Source organism: uncultured Campylobacter sp. (assembly GCF_938041645.1).
Classification (GTDB): Bacteria; Campylobacterota; Campylobacteria; order Campylobacterales; family Campylobacteraceae; genus Campylobacter_B.
The window spans coordinates 1-17023 of the sequence record NZ_CALIST010000055.1; the positions used below are offsets into that span (position 1 = coordinate 1).

The 17023-nt window shown below is 49.6% G+C and carries 24 protein-coding genes and 1 tRNA gene; 3 read left to right on the forward strand and 22 right to left on the reverse strand.

Annotation, left to right across the window (positions count from 1 at the left end; translation table 11 throughout):
- The first annotated feature begins 68 nt into the window (after positions 1–68).
- Complete coding sequence (locus tag Q0600_RS07685; RefSeq protein WP_298758853.1) at positions 69–455, forward strand: RidA family protein; 387 nt, start codon at positions 69–71, stop codon at positions 453–455.
- Between the two features lie 8 nt (positions 456–463).
- Positions 464–1549, forward strand: a complete 1086-nt coding sequence (locus tag Q0600_RS07690; RefSeq protein ID WP_298758857.1) for a threonine synthase — start codon at positions 464–466, stop codon at positions 1547–1549.
- 356 nt (positions 1550–1905) lie between these two features.
- Here the strand turns inward: Q0600_RS07690 and Q0600_RS07695 are convergent, their stop codons facing one another.
- The 6 genes from Q0600_RS07695 to Q0600_RS07720 form a co-directional block, all read right to left on the reverse strand.
- Positions 1906–2454, reverse strand: coding sequence for a GrpB family protein (locus tag Q0600_RS07695; RefSeq protein ID WP_298758860.1), 549 nt, complete (start codon positions 2452–2454; stop codon positions 1906–1908).
- A gap of 35 nt (positions 2455–2489) precedes the next feature.
- Positions 2490–2577 (reverse strand) — tRNA-Ser (locus Q0600_RS07700).
- A gap of 288 nt (positions 2578–2865) precedes the next feature.
- Positions 2866–3276, reverse strand: a complete 411-nt coding sequence (locus Q0600_RS07705; RefSeq protein WP_298759111.1) for a GyrI-like domain-containing protein — start codon at positions 3274–3276, stop codon at positions 2866–2868.
- Positions 3277–3303: 27 nt separating this feature from the next.
- Entirely contained in the window at positions 3304–5232 is a 1929-nt protein-coding gene (gene tkt / locus Q0600_RS07710; RefSeq protein ID WP_298758862.1) for a transketolase, read from the reverse strand.
- A 3-nt stretch (positions 5233–5235) separates the two neighbouring features.
- The gene (locus Q0600_RS07715; RefSeq protein ID WP_298758867.1) at positions 5236–6087 is read right to left on the reverse strand and encodes a polyprenyl synthetase family protein; all 852 of its coding nucleotides are present in this window, start codon (positions 6085–6087) and stop codon (positions 5236–5238) included.
- Between the two features lie 321 nt (positions 6088–6408).
- On the reverse strand, positions 6409–6738 hold the full coding sequence (locus Q0600_RS07720) for a YbaB/EbfC family nucleoid-associated protein (RefSeq protein ID WP_298758869.1): 330 nt from the start codon (positions 6736–6738) through the stop codon (positions 6409–6411).
- 205 nt (positions 6739–6943) lie between these two features.
- Here Q0600_RS07720 and Q0600_RS07725 point away from each other — a divergent pair, with 205 nt between their 5' ends.
- Positions 6944–7309 carry a DUF4259 domain-containing protein gene (locus tag Q0600_RS07725; protein WP_298758871.1) on the forward strand — a complete coding sequence of 122 codons (366 nt, stop codon included), beginning with the start codon at positions 6944–6946 and terminating at the stop codon, positions 7307–7309.
- A 94-nt stretch (positions 7310–7403) separates the two neighbouring features.
- Here Q0600_RS07725 and Q0600_RS07730 read toward each other — a convergent pair whose 3' ends face one another.
- From Q0600_RS07730 to infA, 16 genes are all read right to left on the reverse strand, one after another.
- Positions 7404–8180, reverse strand: coding sequence for an EFR1 family ferrodoxin (locus tag Q0600_RS07730; RefSeq protein WP_298758873.1), 777 nt, complete (start codon positions 8178–8180; stop codon positions 7404–7406).
- Positions 8181–8670: 490 nt separating this feature from the next.
- Positions 8671–8985: a hypothetical protein gene (locus Q0600_RS07735; protein WP_298758875.1), complete on the reverse strand. Its 315-nt coding sequence runs from the start codon at positions 8983–8985 to the stop codon at positions 8671–8673.
- Positions 8882–9490 carry a hypothetical protein gene (locus tag Q0600_RS07740; RefSeq protein ID WP_298758878.1) on the reverse strand — a complete coding sequence of 203 codons (609 nt, stop codon included), beginning with the start codon at positions 9488–9490 and terminating at the stop codon, positions 8882–8884. Before Q0600_RS07740 ends, Q0600_RS07735 begins: the two co-directional genes overlap by 104 nt.
- Positions 9491–9647: 157 nt before the next feature.
- A complete protein-coding gene (locus Q0600_RS07745; RefSeq protein ID WP_298758881.1) occupies positions 9648–10100 on the reverse strand; it encodes a hypothetical protein in 453 nt (150 codons plus the stop codon).
- Position 10101: 1 nt separating this feature from the next.
- Positions 10102–10449, reverse strand: a complete 348-nt coding sequence (gene panD / locus Q0600_RS07750; protein ID WP_298758883.1) for an aspartate 1-decarboxylase — start codon at positions 10447–10449, stop codon at positions 10102–10104.
- A gap of 16 nt (positions 10450–10465) precedes the next feature.
- Complete coding sequence (locus tag Q0600_RS07755) at positions 10466–11776, reverse strand: UDP-N-acetylmuramoyl-L-alanyl-D-glutamate--2,6-diaminopimelate ligase (RefSeq protein WP_298758886.1); 1311 nt, start codon at positions 11774–11776, stop codon at positions 10466–10468.
- On the reverse strand, positions 11754–12302 hold the full coding sequence (locus Q0600_RS07760; protein ID WP_298758889.1) for a histidine kinase: 549 nt from the start codon (positions 12300–12302) through the stop codon (positions 11754–11756). Before Q0600_RS07760 ends, Q0600_RS07755 begins: the two co-directional genes overlap by 23 nt.
- Complete coding sequence (locus Q0600_RS07765) at positions 12292–12558, reverse strand: NifU family protein (RefSeq protein WP_297963446.1); 267 nt, start codon at positions 12556–12558, stop codon at positions 12292–12294. Before Q0600_RS07765 ends, Q0600_RS07760 begins: the two co-directional genes overlap by 11 nt.
- 512 nt (positions 12559–13070) lie before the next feature.
- Entirely contained in the window at positions 13071–13631 is a 561-nt protein-coding gene (locus tag Q0600_RS07770) for a L,D-transpeptidase family protein (RefSeq protein ID WP_298758892.1), read from the reverse strand.
- A gap of 30 nt (positions 13632–13661) precedes the next feature.
- Positions 13662–14018 (reverse strand): 50S ribosomal protein L17, encoded by a 357-nt coding sequence (gene rplQ, locus Q0600_RS07775; RefSeq protein WP_005869862.1) that lies wholly within the window; start codon positions 14016–14018, stop codon positions 13662–13664.
- Positions 14019–15044, reverse strand: a complete 1026-nt coding sequence (locus tag Q0600_RS07780) for a DNA-directed RNA polymerase subunit alpha (RefSeq protein WP_177387178.1) — start codon at positions 15042–15044, stop codon at positions 14019–14021.
- Positions 15045–15055: 11 nt separating this feature from the next.
- Entirely contained in the window at positions 15056–15682 is a 627-nt protein-coding gene (rpsD, locus tag Q0600_RS07785) for a 30S ribosomal protein S4 (RefSeq protein WP_005869858.1), read from the reverse strand.
- An 18-nt stretch (positions 15683–15700) separates the two neighbouring features.
- A complete protein-coding gene (rpsK, locus tag Q0600_RS07790) occupies positions 15701–16093 on the reverse strand; it encodes a 30S ribosomal protein S11 (protein ID WP_177387174.1) in 393 nt (130 codons plus the stop codon).
- 10 nt (positions 16094–16103) lie between these two features.
- A complete protein-coding gene (gene rpsM, locus Q0600_RS07795; RefSeq protein ID WP_005869856.1) occupies positions 16104–16472 on the reverse strand; it encodes a 30S ribosomal protein S13 in 369 nt (122 codons plus the stop codon).
- Positions 16473–16475: 3 nt separating this feature from the next.
- Positions 16476–16589, reverse strand: coding sequence for a 50S ribosomal protein L36 (gene rpmJ, locus Q0600_RS07800; protein ID WP_005869855.1), 114 nt, complete (start codon positions 16587–16589; stop codon positions 16476–16478).
- A 172-nt stretch (positions 16590–16761) separates the two neighbouring features.
- Positions 16762–16980, reverse strand: a complete 219-nt coding sequence (gene infA, locus Q0600_RS07805; protein WP_005869854.1) for a translation initiation factor IF-1 — start codon at positions 16978–16980, stop codon at positions 16762–16764.
- Between the last annotated feature and the right edge of the window lie 43 nt (positions 16981–17023).

Genomic DNA, 17023 nt, shown 5'->3' on the forward strand with positions numbered 1-17023 from the left:
TTCCGATCTTATATCTTTAATAAATTTAGAGTAAAATTATATAAAATTTTATATGCAAAGGAGCTTAAATGAAAGAAATTTATCCAAGCGGTTTCGCGCCGAAAAAGGCGCATTATGCGCCGGGCATCTTAGACGACGACGGCACGCTCTACGTCTCGGGGCAGCTAAGCGTGGATCCGCGTACGGGGGCCATCGCGGAGAGTCTTGCTGCGCAGACCGCGCAGGCTCTAAGCAACGTCGCGGCAGTGCTGGCCGCCGCGGGTGCGGATAAAGGCGACGTGCGGATGTGCCGCGTCTATACGCCTGACGTCGCGAATTGGGACGTGATCGACGAGCAGTACGCGCTGTTTTTCGGCGCGCACAAGCCCGCCCGCGTCGTGGTGCCGACTACGGCTCTACACTTCGGCTGCCTTGTAGAGATCGAGGCCCTCGCAAAAATCAAAGAGAAAAAATAGGAGTGAAAATGAGCGATTTCATCTGCACGGGCTGCGGTAAGCACGCGCCCATCGATACTTTGAGTTATAAATGCGACTGCGGCGGGCTGTATAAGCTAAACTCCGACGCGCCTAAATTTAACCCCGCGCTCGTAGATCAAAGCGAGTTTAGCATCTTTAGATACCGAAGATTTATGGGCATCGACACGGCTAAATTTAGAGAAATTTCGATGGGCGAGGGGCTTACGGCGAGCGTAAAATTCGGCGAAGACCTCTATCTCAAGCTCGATTACGCGATGCCTACGCTTTCATTCAAAGATCGCGGCGCGGCGGTTTTGGTGTTGCATGCTAAAAATATCGGCGTGAAAAAGGTGCTGCAAGATTCCAGCGGCAACGCGGGCAATGCCGTGGCGGCGTACTGCGCTCGCGCGGGCATCGAGTGCGAAATTTACGTCCCGAAGGGCACGTCGCCTAAAAAGATCGATATGATCAAAAGCCACGGCGCGCACGTCACGGTATTTGACGGCAGCCGCGACGAAACGGCGGATGCGTGCCGCAAAAAGGCCGCGCAGGAGCAGATCTATTACGCCAACCACGTTTATAATCCGATCTTTTACGAGGGCACGAAGAGCTACGTTTATGAGATCTACGAGCAGCTGGGCAGGGTGCCGCGCAATATCTTTATCCCCGTGGGCAACGGCACGCTACTGCTGGGCGCTCAAGCGGCGCTGGGCGAGCTATATGAGGGCGGTCTTATCGAGGCGTTGCCAAAAATTTTCATCGTTCAGGGCGAGCGTTGTGCCCCGCTTTTTGATGCCAAAGGTGCGGCGCGAGCGATAGAGCCGCAGCCGACGCTAGCGGAGGGCATCGCGATCGCAAGACCGATGCGTGCGGGCGAAATTCTTGGCTCTAGCTACGCGGGCGAGCGCGAGGTGATCTTGGCGAGCGAGGGCGACATACTGCCTGCTAGAGCGGCTCTTGCGCGTGGCGGATTTTACGTCGAGCATACGACTGCGGCTACCTACGCGGCATATCTGCGCTACAAAGAAAGCCGTGATCTGCAAGGAGATAGCATCATCCCGCTTTGCGGCGCGGGGCTAAAGAGCGATCATTAAATTTAAGCGCCAGACGGATTTGTGCGGCTAGCTAGCGGCGAGGAATTTAAAATTTTCGCCGCTTTAAATTTAGTGAGTTTGTGAGCCAATGTTTTAGCGAGATGTTTAAAATTTACGACGCTTAGGCTTTTAAATTTAAATTTACACCGAAGCGCGGAAATGAGCCTTAGCCCTTGGTGTGATGCAATGATACGGCGCGTTTTATGAGAGCGACTTTACTGCTGGCGGAATTTGTAAAATTTTATAAAAATAAGCTCACGGGGCAGGGCGCAAGCCCTCTGTTTTGTTTATAAAATTTAGTCATTTTTTATCGCTCTTGGCGAGCGAGCTTCTACGCAGAGGATAAATTTGTGCGGCTATTTCGAGTTTTCTTTAGCAATAAGCGTAAATTTAAGCACAAATTCGCTTTTTACCGCAGTGTAGGCGTCTCGGTCAAACTCGTAGCGCTTGCAAAGCTCTAATTTAAGCGCCTCGTACCGCTTGGCGATATCCGCATTCGCCCGCAAAAAATCTCTAAAAAATATCTCATCCGCATCGCCGAAATTTCGCAGATGCACGTGAAAAACGCGCTCGGCAAATCCCGCTTCGGTGTAGCCCTTATTTAGGCTGCAGCGGCTCCCCTTTTCACTCATTAGCAGATAGCCCGCGTCTATCAGGCGCTGTTTGGCGGCGGCGATATCCGAGCACTCGATCAAAATATCTATGATAGGCTTCGCCCAAATACCGCTTACCGCGGTGCTGCCGATATGGTGGATCTTGGTCTCGCCATGATCTCGCAGCAGACCGCGCAGAATTTCGCGCTCCTGCCTAAACCAAACGCTCCAGCGCGGATCGTGCGGCACGAGACGTATTGGAAAGAGTCGCCACAGCTCCTGCAGGCTCATCGAAAGGAGTTTATTGCTCATCTTAACTCCAAAGTATTGGGTGAAATTTGAATGAATGGCGGGTAGATAGGGATTCGAACCCTAGAAGGCTGACGCCTTACGCGCTTTCGAGGCGCGCTCCTTCGACCGCTCGGACATCTACCCGAATGAAAATGTAATTTAAGCCAAAAATGGCTTAATAACAGATTTAAAAATAAAATTCCGCCTGAAATTTCGCCTGATTTTGCGATCGGGGGTTGAAATTTAACGGCGCAAATTTAGATTTCGTTTTAAATCCACGGCTTAAGGTACGGCGCGCTTTGGGCATAAAATTTGCTTTCGCGCATAGTTTTGGGCACGGAATTTTACCGCTTTATGGATGAAATTTTACGCAAAAGCATATCGTCGCGGCGGAGAAAAATCACTCGCCGTTTATAAATTTCATGCGCCGCCCTACAAAACCGAGATAAAAATTTTGATCTCGTCTCCGCCGTAAAACTCAAAATCCGTTCCAAACGCTCTTTTTAGTTCGCCGGCCTCAAAAAAGCTCCAAATCTTGCTCCAAAATTTTGCTACATTTTGCGGCTCATTTGGGAAACTAAAAACGGCGTATTTGCCGCTTCTGATCTCCAAGGCTTCGTCGCCGCGGGGCGCTTTAGCGCCGATAAAGATATCGTAAAGCCCGTCGGCGCCGTCTTCGTAATCGTAATAGATGCCGTAAATCTCGCTCTGCCCGTCATAGCACTCTTTCATAAATTTTGCCCACAGCGCGGGAATTTTGCCGCTTTCGCCTAACTCGTCCGCATTTTTCGTGCGGGCTTTTAATCCGTAAATTTTAAATCCGTCTAAATACGAAATTTTGATTTTTTCGCTCAAATTTTACCCTTTCCGCTACTGCTCTAAAAGCTCCCTTGCTTCTTTTGCGATCGCGACGTCGGTGAAGCCGAAAAGCTTAAATAGCTCGCTCGCGTTGCCGCTCTCGCCGAAGCTTTGCATGCCGTGTACCGCGTCTGCAAATTTATACCACTCAAGCGCGCTTGCGGCTTCGACGGCTAAAATTTTAGTTTGTGGCTGCAGGATTTGCGCCAAATAATCTGCGTCCTGCTCGCACAAAAGCTCGAAGCACGGCGCGCTTACGACGTTTGCGCCGATGCCTTGCTCTTGCAGGATCGCTGCCGCTTTTAGGCAGAGCGAAACCTCGCTGCCGCTTGCGATGAGCGTGATACGTGCCTCTTTGCTCTGCCTTAGCAGATACGCGCCGTTTTGCACGTCGCCCAAAACCGCCTTAGGTAGCGGCTCAAGTCCCTGACGCGAGCAGACGAACGCTGCGGGGGCATTTAGAGTAAGCGCCGTGCGCCAGCATTTTACGTTTTCGTTGCCGTCCGCGGGGCGGAAGGTGTAGAAGTCTGGCATCGCGCGGAAGGTGCTAAGCTGCTCGATAGGCTCGTGCGTCGGCCCGTCCTCGCCCACGCCGATACTGTCGTGCGTGAAGACGAAATAGTGGCGCAAGCCCATCAGTGCCGCGAGTCGCGCACCCGTTTTGAGATAGTCGCTGAAGATAAAAAACGTCGCGCTAAACGGGATGAAAAGCCCGTACCTCGCAAAGGCGTTGCCGATCGCCGCCATCGCGTGCTCGCGGATGCCGAAGTGTAGATTTTTGCCGCACGGAAAGTCGCCGCCGCCTTTTAGCTCGGTCTTGTTCGATGCCGCCAAATCGGCGCTTCCGCCCAAAAAGCCCGGCACCGCGTTTGCGATAGCGTTTAAAATTTTACCGTTGCTATCGCGCGTGGCGACCTTAAGCCCGCTAAAATCAGGGAATTCTATCTTGCTAAAATCGGGATTTAAAAGCTCGTTTAAAAGCGCTCTTTTTTCATCGCTTAGTTTCGCGAGCTTCTCCTTCCAAAGCCGCTCTTCCAAATCACCCCTCTCAACCGCGGCGCGCGTCGCAAAAAGCACGTCCTCGCTTACGACAAAGCTTTGGGCGGGATCAAAGCCTAGACTTTGCTTGGCGCGCGCAAGCAGTTCCTCTCCAAGCGGCGCGCCGTGCGTCTTGGCCGTGCCCTCAAGCTCGAGCGCACCCTTGCCGATCGTGGTGTTTGCGATGATGAGGTAGGGTTTGGTTTTATTTTTTACCTCGTCAAGGACAAATTCTATCTGATCGAAATTATGTCCGTCGATGCGCGCGACCTCAAAGCCCTGCGCTTCAAATCGCACTTTCACGTCCTCAAACCACGCGATATCGGTGCTGCCGTCGATCGTGATGCCGTTAGAATCATAGATTATGGTGAGATTATCGAGGTTGTGTCTGCCCGCAAGCGCGCACGCTTCGTAGCTGATGCCCTCCTGCAGATCGCCGTCGCCGCAGAAGCAATAGACGCGGTGATCGATGATCTCGCTTCCTTCCTCGTTGAGCAGATGCGCGGCGTATTTTGCGGCCATCGCAAATCCGACTGCGTTTGCGACGCCCTGACCGAGCGGTCCGGTAGCGATCTCAACGCCCGGAGTAGTGATCTCCGGGTGGCCCGGGGTTTTGGAGTGTAGGCGCCTGAAGCTTTTCAGATCGTCCATGCTCAAATCGTATCCGCTAAGATAGAGGTAGCTATACACGAGCGCGCTTGCGTGCCCGCCCGAGAATACGACGCGGTCGCGGTTTAGCCACGCGGGATTTTTGGGATTGTGGCGGACCTTGCTCATAAAGACGCTCATCACGTCGCTTAGCCCCATCGGCGTGCCGGGATGGCCCGAGTTGGCGCTTTGGATCATATCCGCGCTTAGAAATTTGATCGTGTTTGAAATTTTACTTAGCTGCTCGCTCGACATTTTTCATCCTTTCAGGTATTTTTCTATCAAATTTAAAACCAAATCGCGTAGGCTCGCATCATAGCCGCTCATTGCGCCGCTTACCTCGTCTATTAGGCGCTGCTTGTAGCTTCTAGCACCTGCAAGTCCGAGTAAATTTACGAAGGAATTTTTCGCGCCGTCCGCTCCTACCGGCTTGCCCGCGCTTGCTTCGTCGCTCGTGGCGTCGATGATGTCATCCTCGATCTGAAATATAAGCCCTAGTTTCAGGCCGATCTTATAAAGCTCATGCGCGAGCTCGTCATTTAGCCCGCCGATTATGGCGCCTAGCTCAAACGCCGCAGCGATGAGCGCGCCAGTTTTATGCAGATGCAAAAACTCAAGCTCGTTTTGCTTTAGCGGGCTGTTTTCAAAACGGCAATCGATCGCCTGACCCAGCACCATGCCGCTGCTGCCTGCGTTTCGCGCTAGAGTTTTAATGCATTTTATCTTGATCTCATCGCTTAGGCTTGCGCTTGCGGCGATCAAAAACGCGTCGGTATTTAACGCGTCGCCGACCAAAATCGCCGTGACCTCGTCGTATTTTTTATGCAGGCTCGGTCGCCCGCGGCGCAGATCCGCATCGTCCATCGCGGGCAGATCGTCGTGGATAAGCGAGTAGGTGTGGATCATCTCAAGCGCCATCGCCATCGCCAGCGCACCCTCAAAGCGCCGCTCATCCACCGCCGAGACGACGCCTAGCAACAGCTGCGCGCGAAAGTGCTTGCCGCCCGCTTGCAGCATGTAATTGAGCGCCTCCTCAAAGTACGGATGAAAGCTCGGCGCCTTCAGCTCGTTGCGCTCCAAGTAGTCTTTAAATTTTTCTAAAATATCCATCAAATTCCTATCGCATGGTTGGGCTTTGGAGCCGCTTTTTACGCGTGGCTCGTTCGGCTACTCTTACTTTCCTGTGTTTATCAGCTTTTACGCTCGTTTCGTTTGCCGCGCTCGTACTTTTTACTATCTGTTTTATGACATTTGGTTGCGTCTTGCGTATCGTTTAAATTTTATCTCTTTTGTGTTCGCGCAGAGGCAAACGATCGAAGCACATCGCGATCGCTGCTTGTAAATTTTAAACCCTCCGATCGGCTGCTTCGCAAATTCTGAAACTATAAAATTTTAAAATTTCATCCGACTGGTCTGTTCAAATTTACCGCCTCAGCCCTTATCGCCGAGTAGATCGCCTAGGCTGCCGAGCCCTCCTAGCATGGACGCTGCGGCACCTTTCTTTTCATTTTCGACGAGTTTTATCGCGTCGCCTATCGCCGAAATTAGCAGGATCTGCAAGCTTTCCTTGTCGTTAAAAAGGCTATCGTCGATGCTTAGATCGAGCACCTCGCCCGCGCCGTTTAGCCTGATGGCAACCATACCCGCGCCTGATTTTACGGTAAATTCCTTGCGCGCATTTTCCTCCTCGATCTGCTTGGCCTTAGCCTGCATCTGATCGAGCATCTGCCCCATTTTCGAAAAATCCATTCCTTCGAACATCAAAAATCCTTTAAATTTTGGCTATTTTAGCAAATTTAAGCTAAATTTAGCGTTTGACTTGGCGTTGCGAGTTTTGTTCTCGACTTTGATTTTGCGGCGGGCACGCGCAGTCAAAAAGCGGCTTAAAATTTAGCTTGGGCAGGTAAAATTTAAATAAGAGACGTCATTAAAGCTTGGCGATGAAATTTATTTTAAAAGGAACAAAATGGGCGATTGGGGCTACAAAGCTTACGAAAACGACGAGGCGGCGGATTGGTTTGCTAGATTTTGGGAGAGCAAAAATTTTGATCTGCTGCAAAGCACGGCAGGAGAGTTCGATCCAAAAAATGAAAACTACGATGAAATCAGGGCTGCCGCGCACGTTTTGGCCTGCTTTGGCTCGCCGTATGCGTGTCCGTCGGATTTTTTAGATAAATTGCAACCGACTATCCGGAAAGTCGTTGCGATTTTGGAAAATATGATCAACCCGCCAAGCGACGAATGGGCTTTTCTTGAAATTTGGGAAAACTCGCCGCAGATAATAGACGAAGTTAAGCGGCAAATCACGGAGCTAAAAGAGCATTTAAAATAGCGCGGGCAGGATGACCGCTAAATTTGAAATCTTTTGACGAGTTAAAAAGCGATAAAATATGTCGGCAGATCAAGACCGCCCGAACGAACGCACGTCAGATATCTTTAAACTCTGCCGCGACCGATTTTTCCAGATTTTTCGCCTTGCCAAGGATCGTTATCGCCTTTTGCCTGCACTTGTTCACGCATCTGTAGCAAATCGTACAGCGCTCGCCAAATCTCGCCTTGCCGTGCGTGATTTTTATATTTTGCATCGGACAGGATTTCGCGCACTCTCCGCATCCGCTGCATCGCGCCGTATCTAGGATCGGTTTGCGCCTGGCAAACGGCGTTTTGTCCCAAATTTTCATCCAGAGCCGTTGTCCCAAAAGCCCCGCGATGCGGCATAGCATGCCCAGCCCCTCTTGCGGTGGATTGCCCGCGGCAAATGCCTCCGAGGCGCGCTCTAGCTTGGCGTTTGCCTCCTTGATTAGGCGCTCGTTTTTCTGCGCCGAATAGCTAAAAATCGCCACGTCGAGGATAAACGCGGGCATTTTCACGTGCGCGCCGCCCATTATCTTCGCGCCAGCCCGTTTTAGGATCCTAGCCGCGCAGCCCTCTCCGTCGCCGCTAAAAATCTCCATCGTAGCGATGATAAAGACGTTTTTGCCACGAAAATTCGCGCTGTTTTCGCAAATGAACTCGCGCACGATCTGCGGCAGGTCGCTAAAGTAAACGGGATAGGCAAGGATCACGTCATCGTGGTGCTTTAGCAGCTCGCCGCAGCACTCATCCTCGATCGAAACCGCGGGGATGTCGCCGCCCAGACGCTCTATAAATCTCTCCACGCAATGCTTGGTATTGCCTGTGGAGCTGAAATAAATCGCTATCATTTTGTGAATCCTTTTAAATTCAGGCGCCAAATTTGCCCATTTTCGCCGAATTTTGCCGACCGCGTCAAATTTAACGCCAAACACTGACAAATATTTGGCGCGCTTCCCTTTTGTCCGTTTGATAACAATGGCTGTGTACCTTTGCCCAAATTTTACCGCAAATTTGGCAAATTTATTTTTGGAATTTCCCTAAATGCGGTAGTTTTTGAAAAAATTTATCTCAAATGGGCTCAAATTCGCACTATGCTGTAATTTTTGCGCTTTATAGGCAAGCGTAAATTTTATTCTCTGTAAACCATTGCGTTTTGGCTAGCGATGCGGTAAATTTTAATTCGTAAATTTCAAAAACAACAAAAATTCGGCGCAAAAGTTCATCCGCGGCACCAAACTTCACGCTCGAAAATCTAAATTTAGCGACGTAAAATTTGCCGAGCAAAGCAGCGTGGCTAAATTTAGCTTTAATTTAAGGATATTGCCCAAAATTCGCCGCTTACTCGTACGTCCGTCCCATTTCGAGCAGTTCGCCGAGCATTTCCCAGCCACCGCGCAGGGGCGCATCCTCGCCCGCGTGATCCATCAGGCCGCGCGCTCCGCACTCTAGCAGCGAAAACGGATCGAAATTATACCAGCCATGCCCGCCTGACGATACGATGCCGAAAAACTTGCTCTCGTCCGCAAGCTGTCCGCTAGCGCGCATCCTGCTAAGCTCCGCTAGCTGAAATTTTATAACCTCTGCGGAATACGCAAGCCAGCCGTGCTTGTCTGCGGCCTCGAATTTCAGGGGCCCCATTGGTCTTTTGCCCAAAGGACTCGCCTCGCGCTGTTTTTGCAGAGACGCTACCGCTTACGGCGATGGAATTTTGCTCTTGCGTTTTGCTCTCGTCGTTTTTTAGCTCGTCGTTCGTAAATTTTGCCTCGCTTGGCGCGGTTTTAAAATTTGCGGATCTGCTTTCGTCAAATTTTATCTCAAAGCCCTCCGGTAGGTAGCGCATTATATCTGCAGCGGTTTTTGGCTCCTCCGCCGAACGAAACGTATCGCCGCCGCCCGCAGGATCATCTTTGCAGAAGTGCGCAAGCTCGGGCGCTCGCTCTATCTCAAGCCACGCCTCATTAAATCCCGCCCTCTCGCTTTCAAACGCCGCGCTTAGGATTTCAAGCATTAGCTCTGCGCTAAAGGGCTCGCCGCTGCGCGCTTCAAGCAGCCTCAAAAGCGCGAGTAGATATGCGTCCAGCTCCTTGTTCGCAGCCCCGCTCGCTTCAAATTTTTCCACCATTTCGCAGACGGCGCCATAAAATTCTTCGTAGTTCAAATTTGCTCCTTTTTTGTGGACTGACAAGCGGCTAGAGCGGGCTGTTTGGAGTAAAATTTAGCGCAAATTGCGCCTCTTGCGCGTGATGTGGCAGGCGCGCTTGCACACAAGAGGGCAAAACTCCGCGTAAAGAGCTAGCGTTTGTAGCCGTAAATTTTTAAGCTTTGCTCGCCCGACTCCATCTCAAATCCAGGCGCTCTAAATAGCGCGCTATGGTATCAAGGTCCTGGCTTTTGTGCCCCGGCGGTAGCAGTGCGCCGCGGCTTGTGAAGTCGTAAAATTTCGCAAATTCTATGTATTCTATCTCGGCGTAGAAGGTGGGCTTTTCGCTCGTCGTGAGGCGCTGCGAGATGTAGTTTTCGCAGATGCCTTGCGCGTACTCTGCGGCGGGCAGAGCGAATCTGATCTCGTTTACGCAGGAGTCGAAGAAATCATAAATTTCGCACTGCCTTGCGGGCGAACTCTCGGCGCAGATCGTCGCAAAGAGCTTGCGCCATTTTGCGTCGCTCATAAAGCCAAAGCGAAACTCGGCTAGTTTTTTACCCAACTGCGCTTTGTATTTTTCGTAGTGCTGCGGCGAGGCGAAAAGCTCCTCGAGGCGCGGTGCCATGCTATTTTACGATTTCGTTTTGTGCGTTTACCTGCACGATTTTTGGCTCGAAATCTTTCGCTTTTTTAGCGCTAATCTGAGCGTAGGCCACGATGATGACGATATCTCCGACGCAGACTTTGCGCGCAGCCGCGCCGTTTAGGCAGATCTCGCCCTTTTTCTCGCCGCGGATCACGTATGTGGCGAACCGCTCGCCGTTATTGATGTTTAGGATTTCGACTTTTTGATATTCGTAAAGCCCCGCAGCCTCGATGAGCTCGGGCCCGATCGTAATGGAGCCCACGTAGTTGAGGTTGGCGTCCGTCACGCGCGCGCGGTGGATTTTGCTTGATAAAATTTCGATTTTCATCGGCCGTCCTTTAAATTTAGTCTAAATTTGACCCGCCTCGCGCCGCGACGAGCTCGCTCACGACCTGCTTGTCGCTGAAGGGGTGCTTCACGCCCTTGATCTCCTGGTAGGTCTCGTCGCCCTTGCCCAAAATAGCGATCATCTCGCCGTTTTTGGCAAGATCTATCGCGCGCGCGATAGCCTCTTTGCGATCCGCAATCTTTAAAATTTTATCCTTTCGGCGCATACCGGCGCAAATCTGCTCGATGATCTCGCTCGGCTCTTCGCTGCGCGGGTTATCGCTCGTGACGATGCAAATTTTGGCAAAGTGCTCGGCGATGGCGCCCATTTTCGGACGCTTGCCGTGGTCGCGATCGCCTCCCGCACCGAAAACCGCGATGATCTCGCCGCTTGTGCGCAGCGCGTTTAGCACCTTTTCGATACCGTCTGGGGTATGGGCGAAATCGACGATTACAAGCGGGTTTTTATTTACGATCTGCACGCGACCCTCGACGCCGCCGAAGTTTGCCAGGGCTTTTGCGATCTTTTCGTTCGGCAGCTTGGTCAGAATTTTAACCGCCGCAAACGCCGCGGTAAGGTTGTAGAGGTTAAACTCGCCGATCAGATCGCTTTGTAGCTGCGCATTATCGCCGTTTGGGGTGCGCACGAGCGCGTCGATGCCGCCCTTTAGTCCATACCCGCTTACGCCGAAGCTCGCGGCGTTTTTGATGCCGTAGGTAAGGGCGTTTACAGGGTTAAATTTAATATGCCCATCGTCGGCGTTTATGAGCTTTGGCGCGTCGTCTGCGAAAAACGAGCTTTTTACCGCGGCATATTCTTGCATACTGCCGTGATAATCGAGATGATCTTGGCTCAAATTCGTAAAAATTTTAAGCGCAAAATTTAGCCCCTGGATGCGGTTCTGCGCGATCGCATGCGAGCTTACTTCCATAACGAAATACTCGCAGCCCTGCTTGCTGGCTTCATAAAGATAGCTCATCGTCTTAAAAACCGAGCTCGTCGTAAGCCCCTTCTCGTCGATTCTACGCTCGCTTATGAAAGCGCCGCGCGTGCCGCTTAGACCGCAGCTAAAGCCCAGATCCAGCAGCGTCGAATAGATCGCCGCCGCGGTCGTCGTTTTGCCGTTCGTGCCCGTAATGCCCACGATTTTGATGCGCGGATCGATATTTAAAAGCTCCTTCGCTTGCGAGATAGAGATGATCTGCGCGCCTTTTTGCGCCGCTTCGGATTCAAATTTAGCGTTTGCGTCTGTGCGCATAAAAAAGCAGCCCATCTCGCACTCGGCGGAGTTGTCGGTGATAAAGCTATTTTCGAGTCGTATTTTCATGATTTTTGATTTTTTGCATCAGCGCTTCGAAGCGCTCGTCGCCTGCGTACGCAGCAGCCGAGCTTTCGACGTAATTAAGCCCCATCTCGTAGTAGCCGTTTTCTATTAAATTTTCTAAAAATTCTATCATCTCGCTTTTATCCGAAATAGCGATTTTAGAGGAAAAAATGATCGATTCGAAGGCGTCTTTAAAGCCCCTTTGGCCTACCGCCCGCATAAAATCGGCATAGGCGATAACGGCGATCTCGTCCTCGGCGCCGGGTTCGGAGGCTGCTTCGCTCGCGATCTTTTCGTTGATGGAGTTTAAAATTTTAAAAAGCTCCGCGGTTTGAGTTTTGGGGCTGAGGTTGTAAAAATCAAAGAGCATAAGCGCTTCTTCGCGGTCTGCCAGCGCGGTCTGGCAAAGCTCAAGTAAAAATAAAATTTCTTCCTCGCCGCTTTTTTCGTAGGCGAGCGAAAAATACAGCTTTGCAAGCTCGAATTCCCCGCGCGAAAAGGCTTTTAGCCCCAGCTTTTTATAATTCAAACTCTTCGCCTTCGGGGATGTTTACGACGCTAAGCTCCGGATGTATATCCATGCGAAGCTGGCGCTCGACGCCGTATTTTAGGGTCTGCGCACTTGCAGCGCAGCCGTGGCAATGCCCGGTAAGGCGGACATAGACGACGCCGTTTTTTATGCCTAAAAGCTTCATATCGCCGCCGTCGTTTTGAAGCATCGGACGGATTAGCTCCAAGCTGCCTTGTACCGGAGCTAGAAGCTCTTCATCGCTAAATGGTATCATTAAAATTCCTTATTTTAGTTTTGGCGCATTATATCCAAAAGCGATAAAAAAAGGCTTATCGGGGATGAAATTTAATCTTAAATTTTGCGCGAGGACGCGGATTTTGTGCCATAGATCGCAAAGAATTTTATACGGTGCGGAGGAATGGAACTATGATTTTAAAATTCTATCGATTCGGTAAGGACGAAGCCCGCGAATTATCGGGCTTGCATATATTTAAATTTGACCTATTTGCGCCATAAATTTGGCATGAAATTTCAGCTGAGCCGATGGTTAAATTTGAGATGAAATTTTGCTTGAGCGGGAGAGGAAATTTAAAGTGATTTTGTCTAAAATTATTGGGATAAACGCCGATACGATTAAATTTTATAAAAACAACCCTGCTTTTAATCGTAAAATTTTGCGGCATACAAAAGCCTGGACGGCGAATATTATTTTAAAGCTCGCAGATGAAATTTACGCTATGTTTTATATCGATCGCGGCTGTGAAATTTCAGTGCGGGCGCGTGCAATCACGGCAAAATTTCTATCGGAGTGCCGATTTTTACGTGCTCAAAAAGCTCGTCCATATCGTCATTGACGAGCGCTATGCAGCCCTCCGTCCAGTCGCCGAACGCCGCGATACTCTGCCCTAGGTAGCTAAATTTATTCGGTAGCCCGTGGATCTTGATATCGCCGCCTGCGCTCTTGCCGAGAGATTTTGCGTGCGCTACGTCGGTTTTGTTCGGATAGGAGATGCCTAAATTTAGATGATACGCCGAGTTTGGATTTTTGCCGTTTATGGTGTAGTTGCCCTCCGGGGTTTTGCCGTCGCCTTGAACCTCCTTGTGCCCTTCAGGCTCGCGTCCGAGGGCGATTTTGTAGCTTTTCGCGACGCCTTTTGAGGTTAAAATTTCAAGAATTCGTTTGGATTTATAGACGCGGATTTTAGAAATTTGCTCGCCGTCCAATGCTTGCTTTAGCGGAATTTCGGAGTTGATCGTTTCGATATTTTTATAGCTAAGATAATTGTCCAATGCCCATGCCAAGCCCGCAGCTACGATAACAAGCGGAAGTAAAATTTTAAATTTCATAGAAGAAATTTCGGGAGTGATCCCGAAATTTTATTTGCTGATTAGCTCGATATAAGCCATCTCTGCGGCGTCGCCCTTGCGAAGGCGGGTTTTGATGATGCGAGTGTAGCCGCCGTTTACGCCTGCGTATTTTGGGGCAATCTCGGTGACCAGCTTATTTGTCGCAGCCTTATCTTGAAGCGCCGCGAAAACAAATCTATGCGCCTCGCTGTCGCCTTTGCGCGCGCGAGTGATTAGCTTCTCGGCATAGCTTCTTAGCTCTTTTGCCTTAGGAAGCGTAGTTTCGATCTTGCCGCTAGTAACTAAAGCGATGGTTAAATTTTTAAGCAGGGCGGCACGGTGAGACGAAGTGCGCCCTAGCTTCCTATATCCGTGATTATGTCTCATTTATTGTCCTTCATTCTTTTGTCTTTGAGCCTTCAGCTCGTCAAGCTTGCGTTTTAGCTGCTCTTTTTTATCGCCGAGCTCTTGGTTGCCGATAGGATAACCGATCTCCTCCATTACGGCTTTGATCTCCTCAAGCGATTTTTTGCCTAAATTTTTAAGGTCTTTAAGCTCGCTCTCCTCCATAATTGCTAGCTCACCGATAAATCTAATATCCGCGCGATCTAGGCAGTTAAAGCTTCGCGCGCTTAAGCTTAGATTGCTAACGCTCTCAAAAAGCTTTGCAAACTCGGAATTTGCGGGGATCGCTCTACCGAAAGTGTCCGCAGCGCTGATATTTACGATACCTTTGAAAACCGCCAGCTGCTGATACATCGCCTCAAGTGCGTTTTTAAACGCATCTATCGCGCTGATCTGACCGTCGGTAGTGATCGTAAAGACCACCTTTTCGTAGTCGGGATTATCCTCTACGAATACGTTTTCGATATCGTAAACAGCCTTGGTTACCGGGGTAAAAAACGCATCCAACGCGATAAAATCGGCGTCTAAATTTTCTCTGATCTCTTCGCTTGGGACGTAGCCGATGCCCTTTTCGATGATGAGCGTAAATTTAAGATCGGCATCCTCGTTTATCGTAGCCAGATAAGCGCTTGGATTTACGATCTCTACGGCGTCGTTATTTAGGTCGCTGCCGTAAATTTCCTTAGGTCCTTTGAAGCTGTATTCTACGACCTCGCGCAGGGAATCGCCCTTGATTTTAAACCTTAAGCCCTTTAAATTTATGATAAAAGCCGCCATATCCTCGAGCATACCGCGCATGCTGTCGAATTCGTGGCTTACGCCTTCGATTTTAACCGCAGTCGGCGCAAAACCGACCGTGCTCGTATAAAGTAACCTTCGTAAAGGATGAGCTAGAGTGACGGCATATCCCGTTTCAAAGGGATATGCTATGATTTTAGCAACATTTTCGCTGACATTCTCAACCTTTATTTCAGTTGGCATATGAGCTGATGTTGTGATTTTTCTCATATTAGCACCTACTATTTCGAGTAAAGCTCTACGATAAATCTTTCCTCTACAGGAATAACAACTTCTTCTCTCTCCGGAACTCTAGAAAAAATTCCGTATCTTTTCTCTTTTTCTACATCTACCCACGCTACGATGCCGGTCTGTGCAGTAAGATCCAGCGCTCTTGAAATTTGCGGGTTATTTTTGCTCTTTTCGATCACTTCGATCTTTTGTCCTGCGCGGACGGAGTAAGAAGGGATATCGACGCGCTTGCCGTCTACCAAGATATGTCCGTGCGTAACGAGCTGGCGCGCAAATCGTCTAGTCGTAGCAAAGCCCATGCGGTAAACGACATTATCTAGTCTCTGCTCTAAAAGCTGAACCAAAATCGCTCCGGTGTTACCCTCTCTGCGAGCCGCTTCGGCAAATAGCCTACGGAACTGCTTCTCGCTTACGCCGTACATAAATTTAGCCTTTTGCTTCTCGCGAAGCTGTGAGCCATATTCGCTTAGTTTAGCGCGTCTTTGTCCGTGCTGACCCGGAGCGTAAGGGCGTTTTAAAAGCGCGCTCTTGCCCGCAAGCCTTCTTTCGCCCTTCATAAATAGATCGACACCGAGCCTTCTTTCTAATTTTTCAACCGGTCCTGTATATCTAGCCATAAATTTCTCCTTTTATAATTACACGCGACGTCGTTTAGGCGGTCTGCAACCGTTGTGCGCAAGAGGAGTGATGTCTTTGAAATATGTAACTTTAATCCCTTCTACGCTACCTACGCTTTTAACGGCGGTCTCGCGTCCGCTTCCCGGACCCTGAACCTTGACGCCTACCTCTTTGATGCCGTGCTCTTTGGCTTTGTTTAACGCGTCCTCGACGGCTTGCTGCGCCGCATAAGGGGTGGATTTTTTGCTGCCTTTAAAATTTAAAGCGCCCGCACTGCTCCACGCGATCGCGTTGCCCATCTCGTCTGTTACGGTAATCATAGTGTTGTTAAACGTAGCGGAGATGTAAACTATGCCTTTGGCGATATTTTTTCTGACGGTTTTTTTCTTAACTACTTTTTTTTGTGCCATATCTCAATCCTTATTTAGCTGCCGCGCCGACGGTTTTGCGTTTGCCTTTTCTGGTTCTGGCGTTCGTTTTTGTTTTTTGACCGCGAACCGGGAGGCCCTTTCTGTGTCTTAAGCCGCGATAGCCGCCCAAGTCCATAAGCGCTTTTATATCCATAGCCACTTGTTTGCGAAGATCGCCTTCGACCATATAGTGCTCTTGGATCTCTTTTCTGATAGCGGCGGCTTCATCTTCGCTCAGATCGGCGACTCTTTTATCGTAAGAAATTCCTGCCGCATCGAGAATTTTTCTCGACGTAAATAAACCTATACCGTAGATATAAGTTAGTCCGTATTCAATCCTTTTTTTCTTTGGTAGATCTACACCTGCGATACGAGCCATAACTTATCCTTGTCTTTGTTTATGTTTTGGATTTTCACAAATAACGTGAACAACACCTTTGCGCTTGACAATTTTACATTTGTCGCACATTTTCTTAACGGATGGACGAACTTTCATTCCACTCTCCTAAAATTTTCTCCACTTTAAATGCAAACTGCACCTAGGTTTAATGAAATTTCAAAAGCGAAAGTATCAAACCAACTGTTTTCAAAATAGTGGGGATTTTGAAAACACTTCTTCCTACAGTTTAGTCGCAAAATCGCGAGTATATCTAAATTTAACTTTATCCTTACTTATAGCGGTAGGTGATCCTGCCTTTATCGAGGCTGTACGGGGTCAGCTCAACTTTTACGCGATCGCCCGGCATTATCTTGATGTAGTGCATACGCATCTTGCCCGCGATATGACATAAAATCACGTGTTTGTTATCGAGCTCGACCTTAAAAGTCGCGTTCGGCAGCGCTTCTATGACGTTGCCGTCGATCTCTATGACGTCGTCTTTTGCCACAAATTCTCCTTTCTTTTAAATTTAAAAAGGGCGATTATATAGA

Coding starts and splice junctions, on each gene's coding strand:
- Q0600_RS07695 (WP_298758860.1), bottom strand. CDS start 2,454: ATGAGCAATAAACTCCTTTCGATGAGCCTGCAGGAGCTGTGGCGACTC.
- rpsD (WP_005869858.1), bottom strand. CDS start 15,682: ATGGCTAGATATACAGGACCGGTTGAAAAATTAGAAAGAAGGCTCGGT.
- tkt (WP_298758862.1), bottom strand. CDS start 5,232: ATGTCGAGCGAGCAGCTAAGTAAAATTTCAAACACGATCAAATTTCTA.
- Q0600_RS07725 (WP_298758871.1), top strand. CDS start 6,944: ATGGGCGATTGGGGCTACAAAGCTTACGAAAACGACGAGGCGGCGGAT.
- rpmJ (WP_005869855.1), bottom strand. CDS start 16,589: ATGAAAGTTCGTCCATCCGTTAAGAAAATGTGCGACAAATGTAAAATT.
- Q0600_RS07715 (WP_298758867.1), bottom strand. CDS start 6,087: ATGGATATTTTAGAAAAATTTAAAGACTACTTGGAGCGCAACGAGCTG.
- rplQ (WP_005869862.1), bottom strand. CDS start 14,018: ATGAGACATAATCACGGATATAGGAAGCTAGGGCGCACTTCGTCTCAC.
- Q0600_RS07780 (WP_177387178.1), bottom strand. CDS start 15,044: ATGAGAAAAATCACAACATCAGCTCATATGCCAACTGAAATAAAGGTT.
- Q0600_RS07690 (WP_298758857.1), top strand. CDS start 464: ATGAGCGATTTCATCTGCACGGGCTGCGGTAAGCACGCGCCCATCGAT.
- rpsK (WP_177387174.1), bottom strand. CDS start 16,093: ATGGCACAAAAAAAAGTAGTTAAGAAAAAAACCGTCAGAAAAAATATC.
- Q0600_RS07745 (WP_298758881.1), bottom strand. CDS start 10,100: ATGGCACCGCGCCTCGAGGAGCTTTTCGCCTCGCCGCAGCACTACGAA.
- Q0600_RS07770 (WP_298758892.1), bottom strand. CDS start 13,631: ATGAAATTTAAAATTTTACTTCCGCTTGTTATCGTAGCTGCGGGCTTG.
- rpsM (WP_005869856.1), bottom strand. CDS start 16,472: ATGGCTCGTATCGCAGGTGTAGATCTACCAAAGAAAAAAAGGATTGAA.
- Q0600_RS07765 (WP_297963446.1), bottom strand. CDS start 12,558: ATGATACCATTTAGCGATGAAGAGCTTCTAGCTCCGGTACAAGGCAGC.
- Q0600_RS07720 (WP_298758869.1), bottom strand. CDS start 6,738: ATGTTCGAAGGAATGGATTTTTCGAAAATGGGGCAGATGCTCGATCAG.
- Q0600_RS07730 (WP_298758873.1), bottom strand. CDS start 8,180: ATGATAGCGATTTATTTCAGCTCCACAGGCAATACCAAGCATTGCGTG.
- Q0600_RS07755 (WP_298758886.1), bottom strand. CDS start 11,776: ATGAAAATACGACTCGAAAATAGCTTTATCACCGACAACTCCGCCGAG.
- panD (WP_298758883.1), bottom strand. CDS start 10,449: ATGAAAATCGAAATTTTATCAAGCAAAATCCACCGCGCGCGCGTGACG.
- Q0600_RS07685 (WP_298758853.1), top strand. CDS start 69: ATGAAAGAAATTTATCCAAGCGGTTTCGCGCCGAAAAAGGCGCATTAT.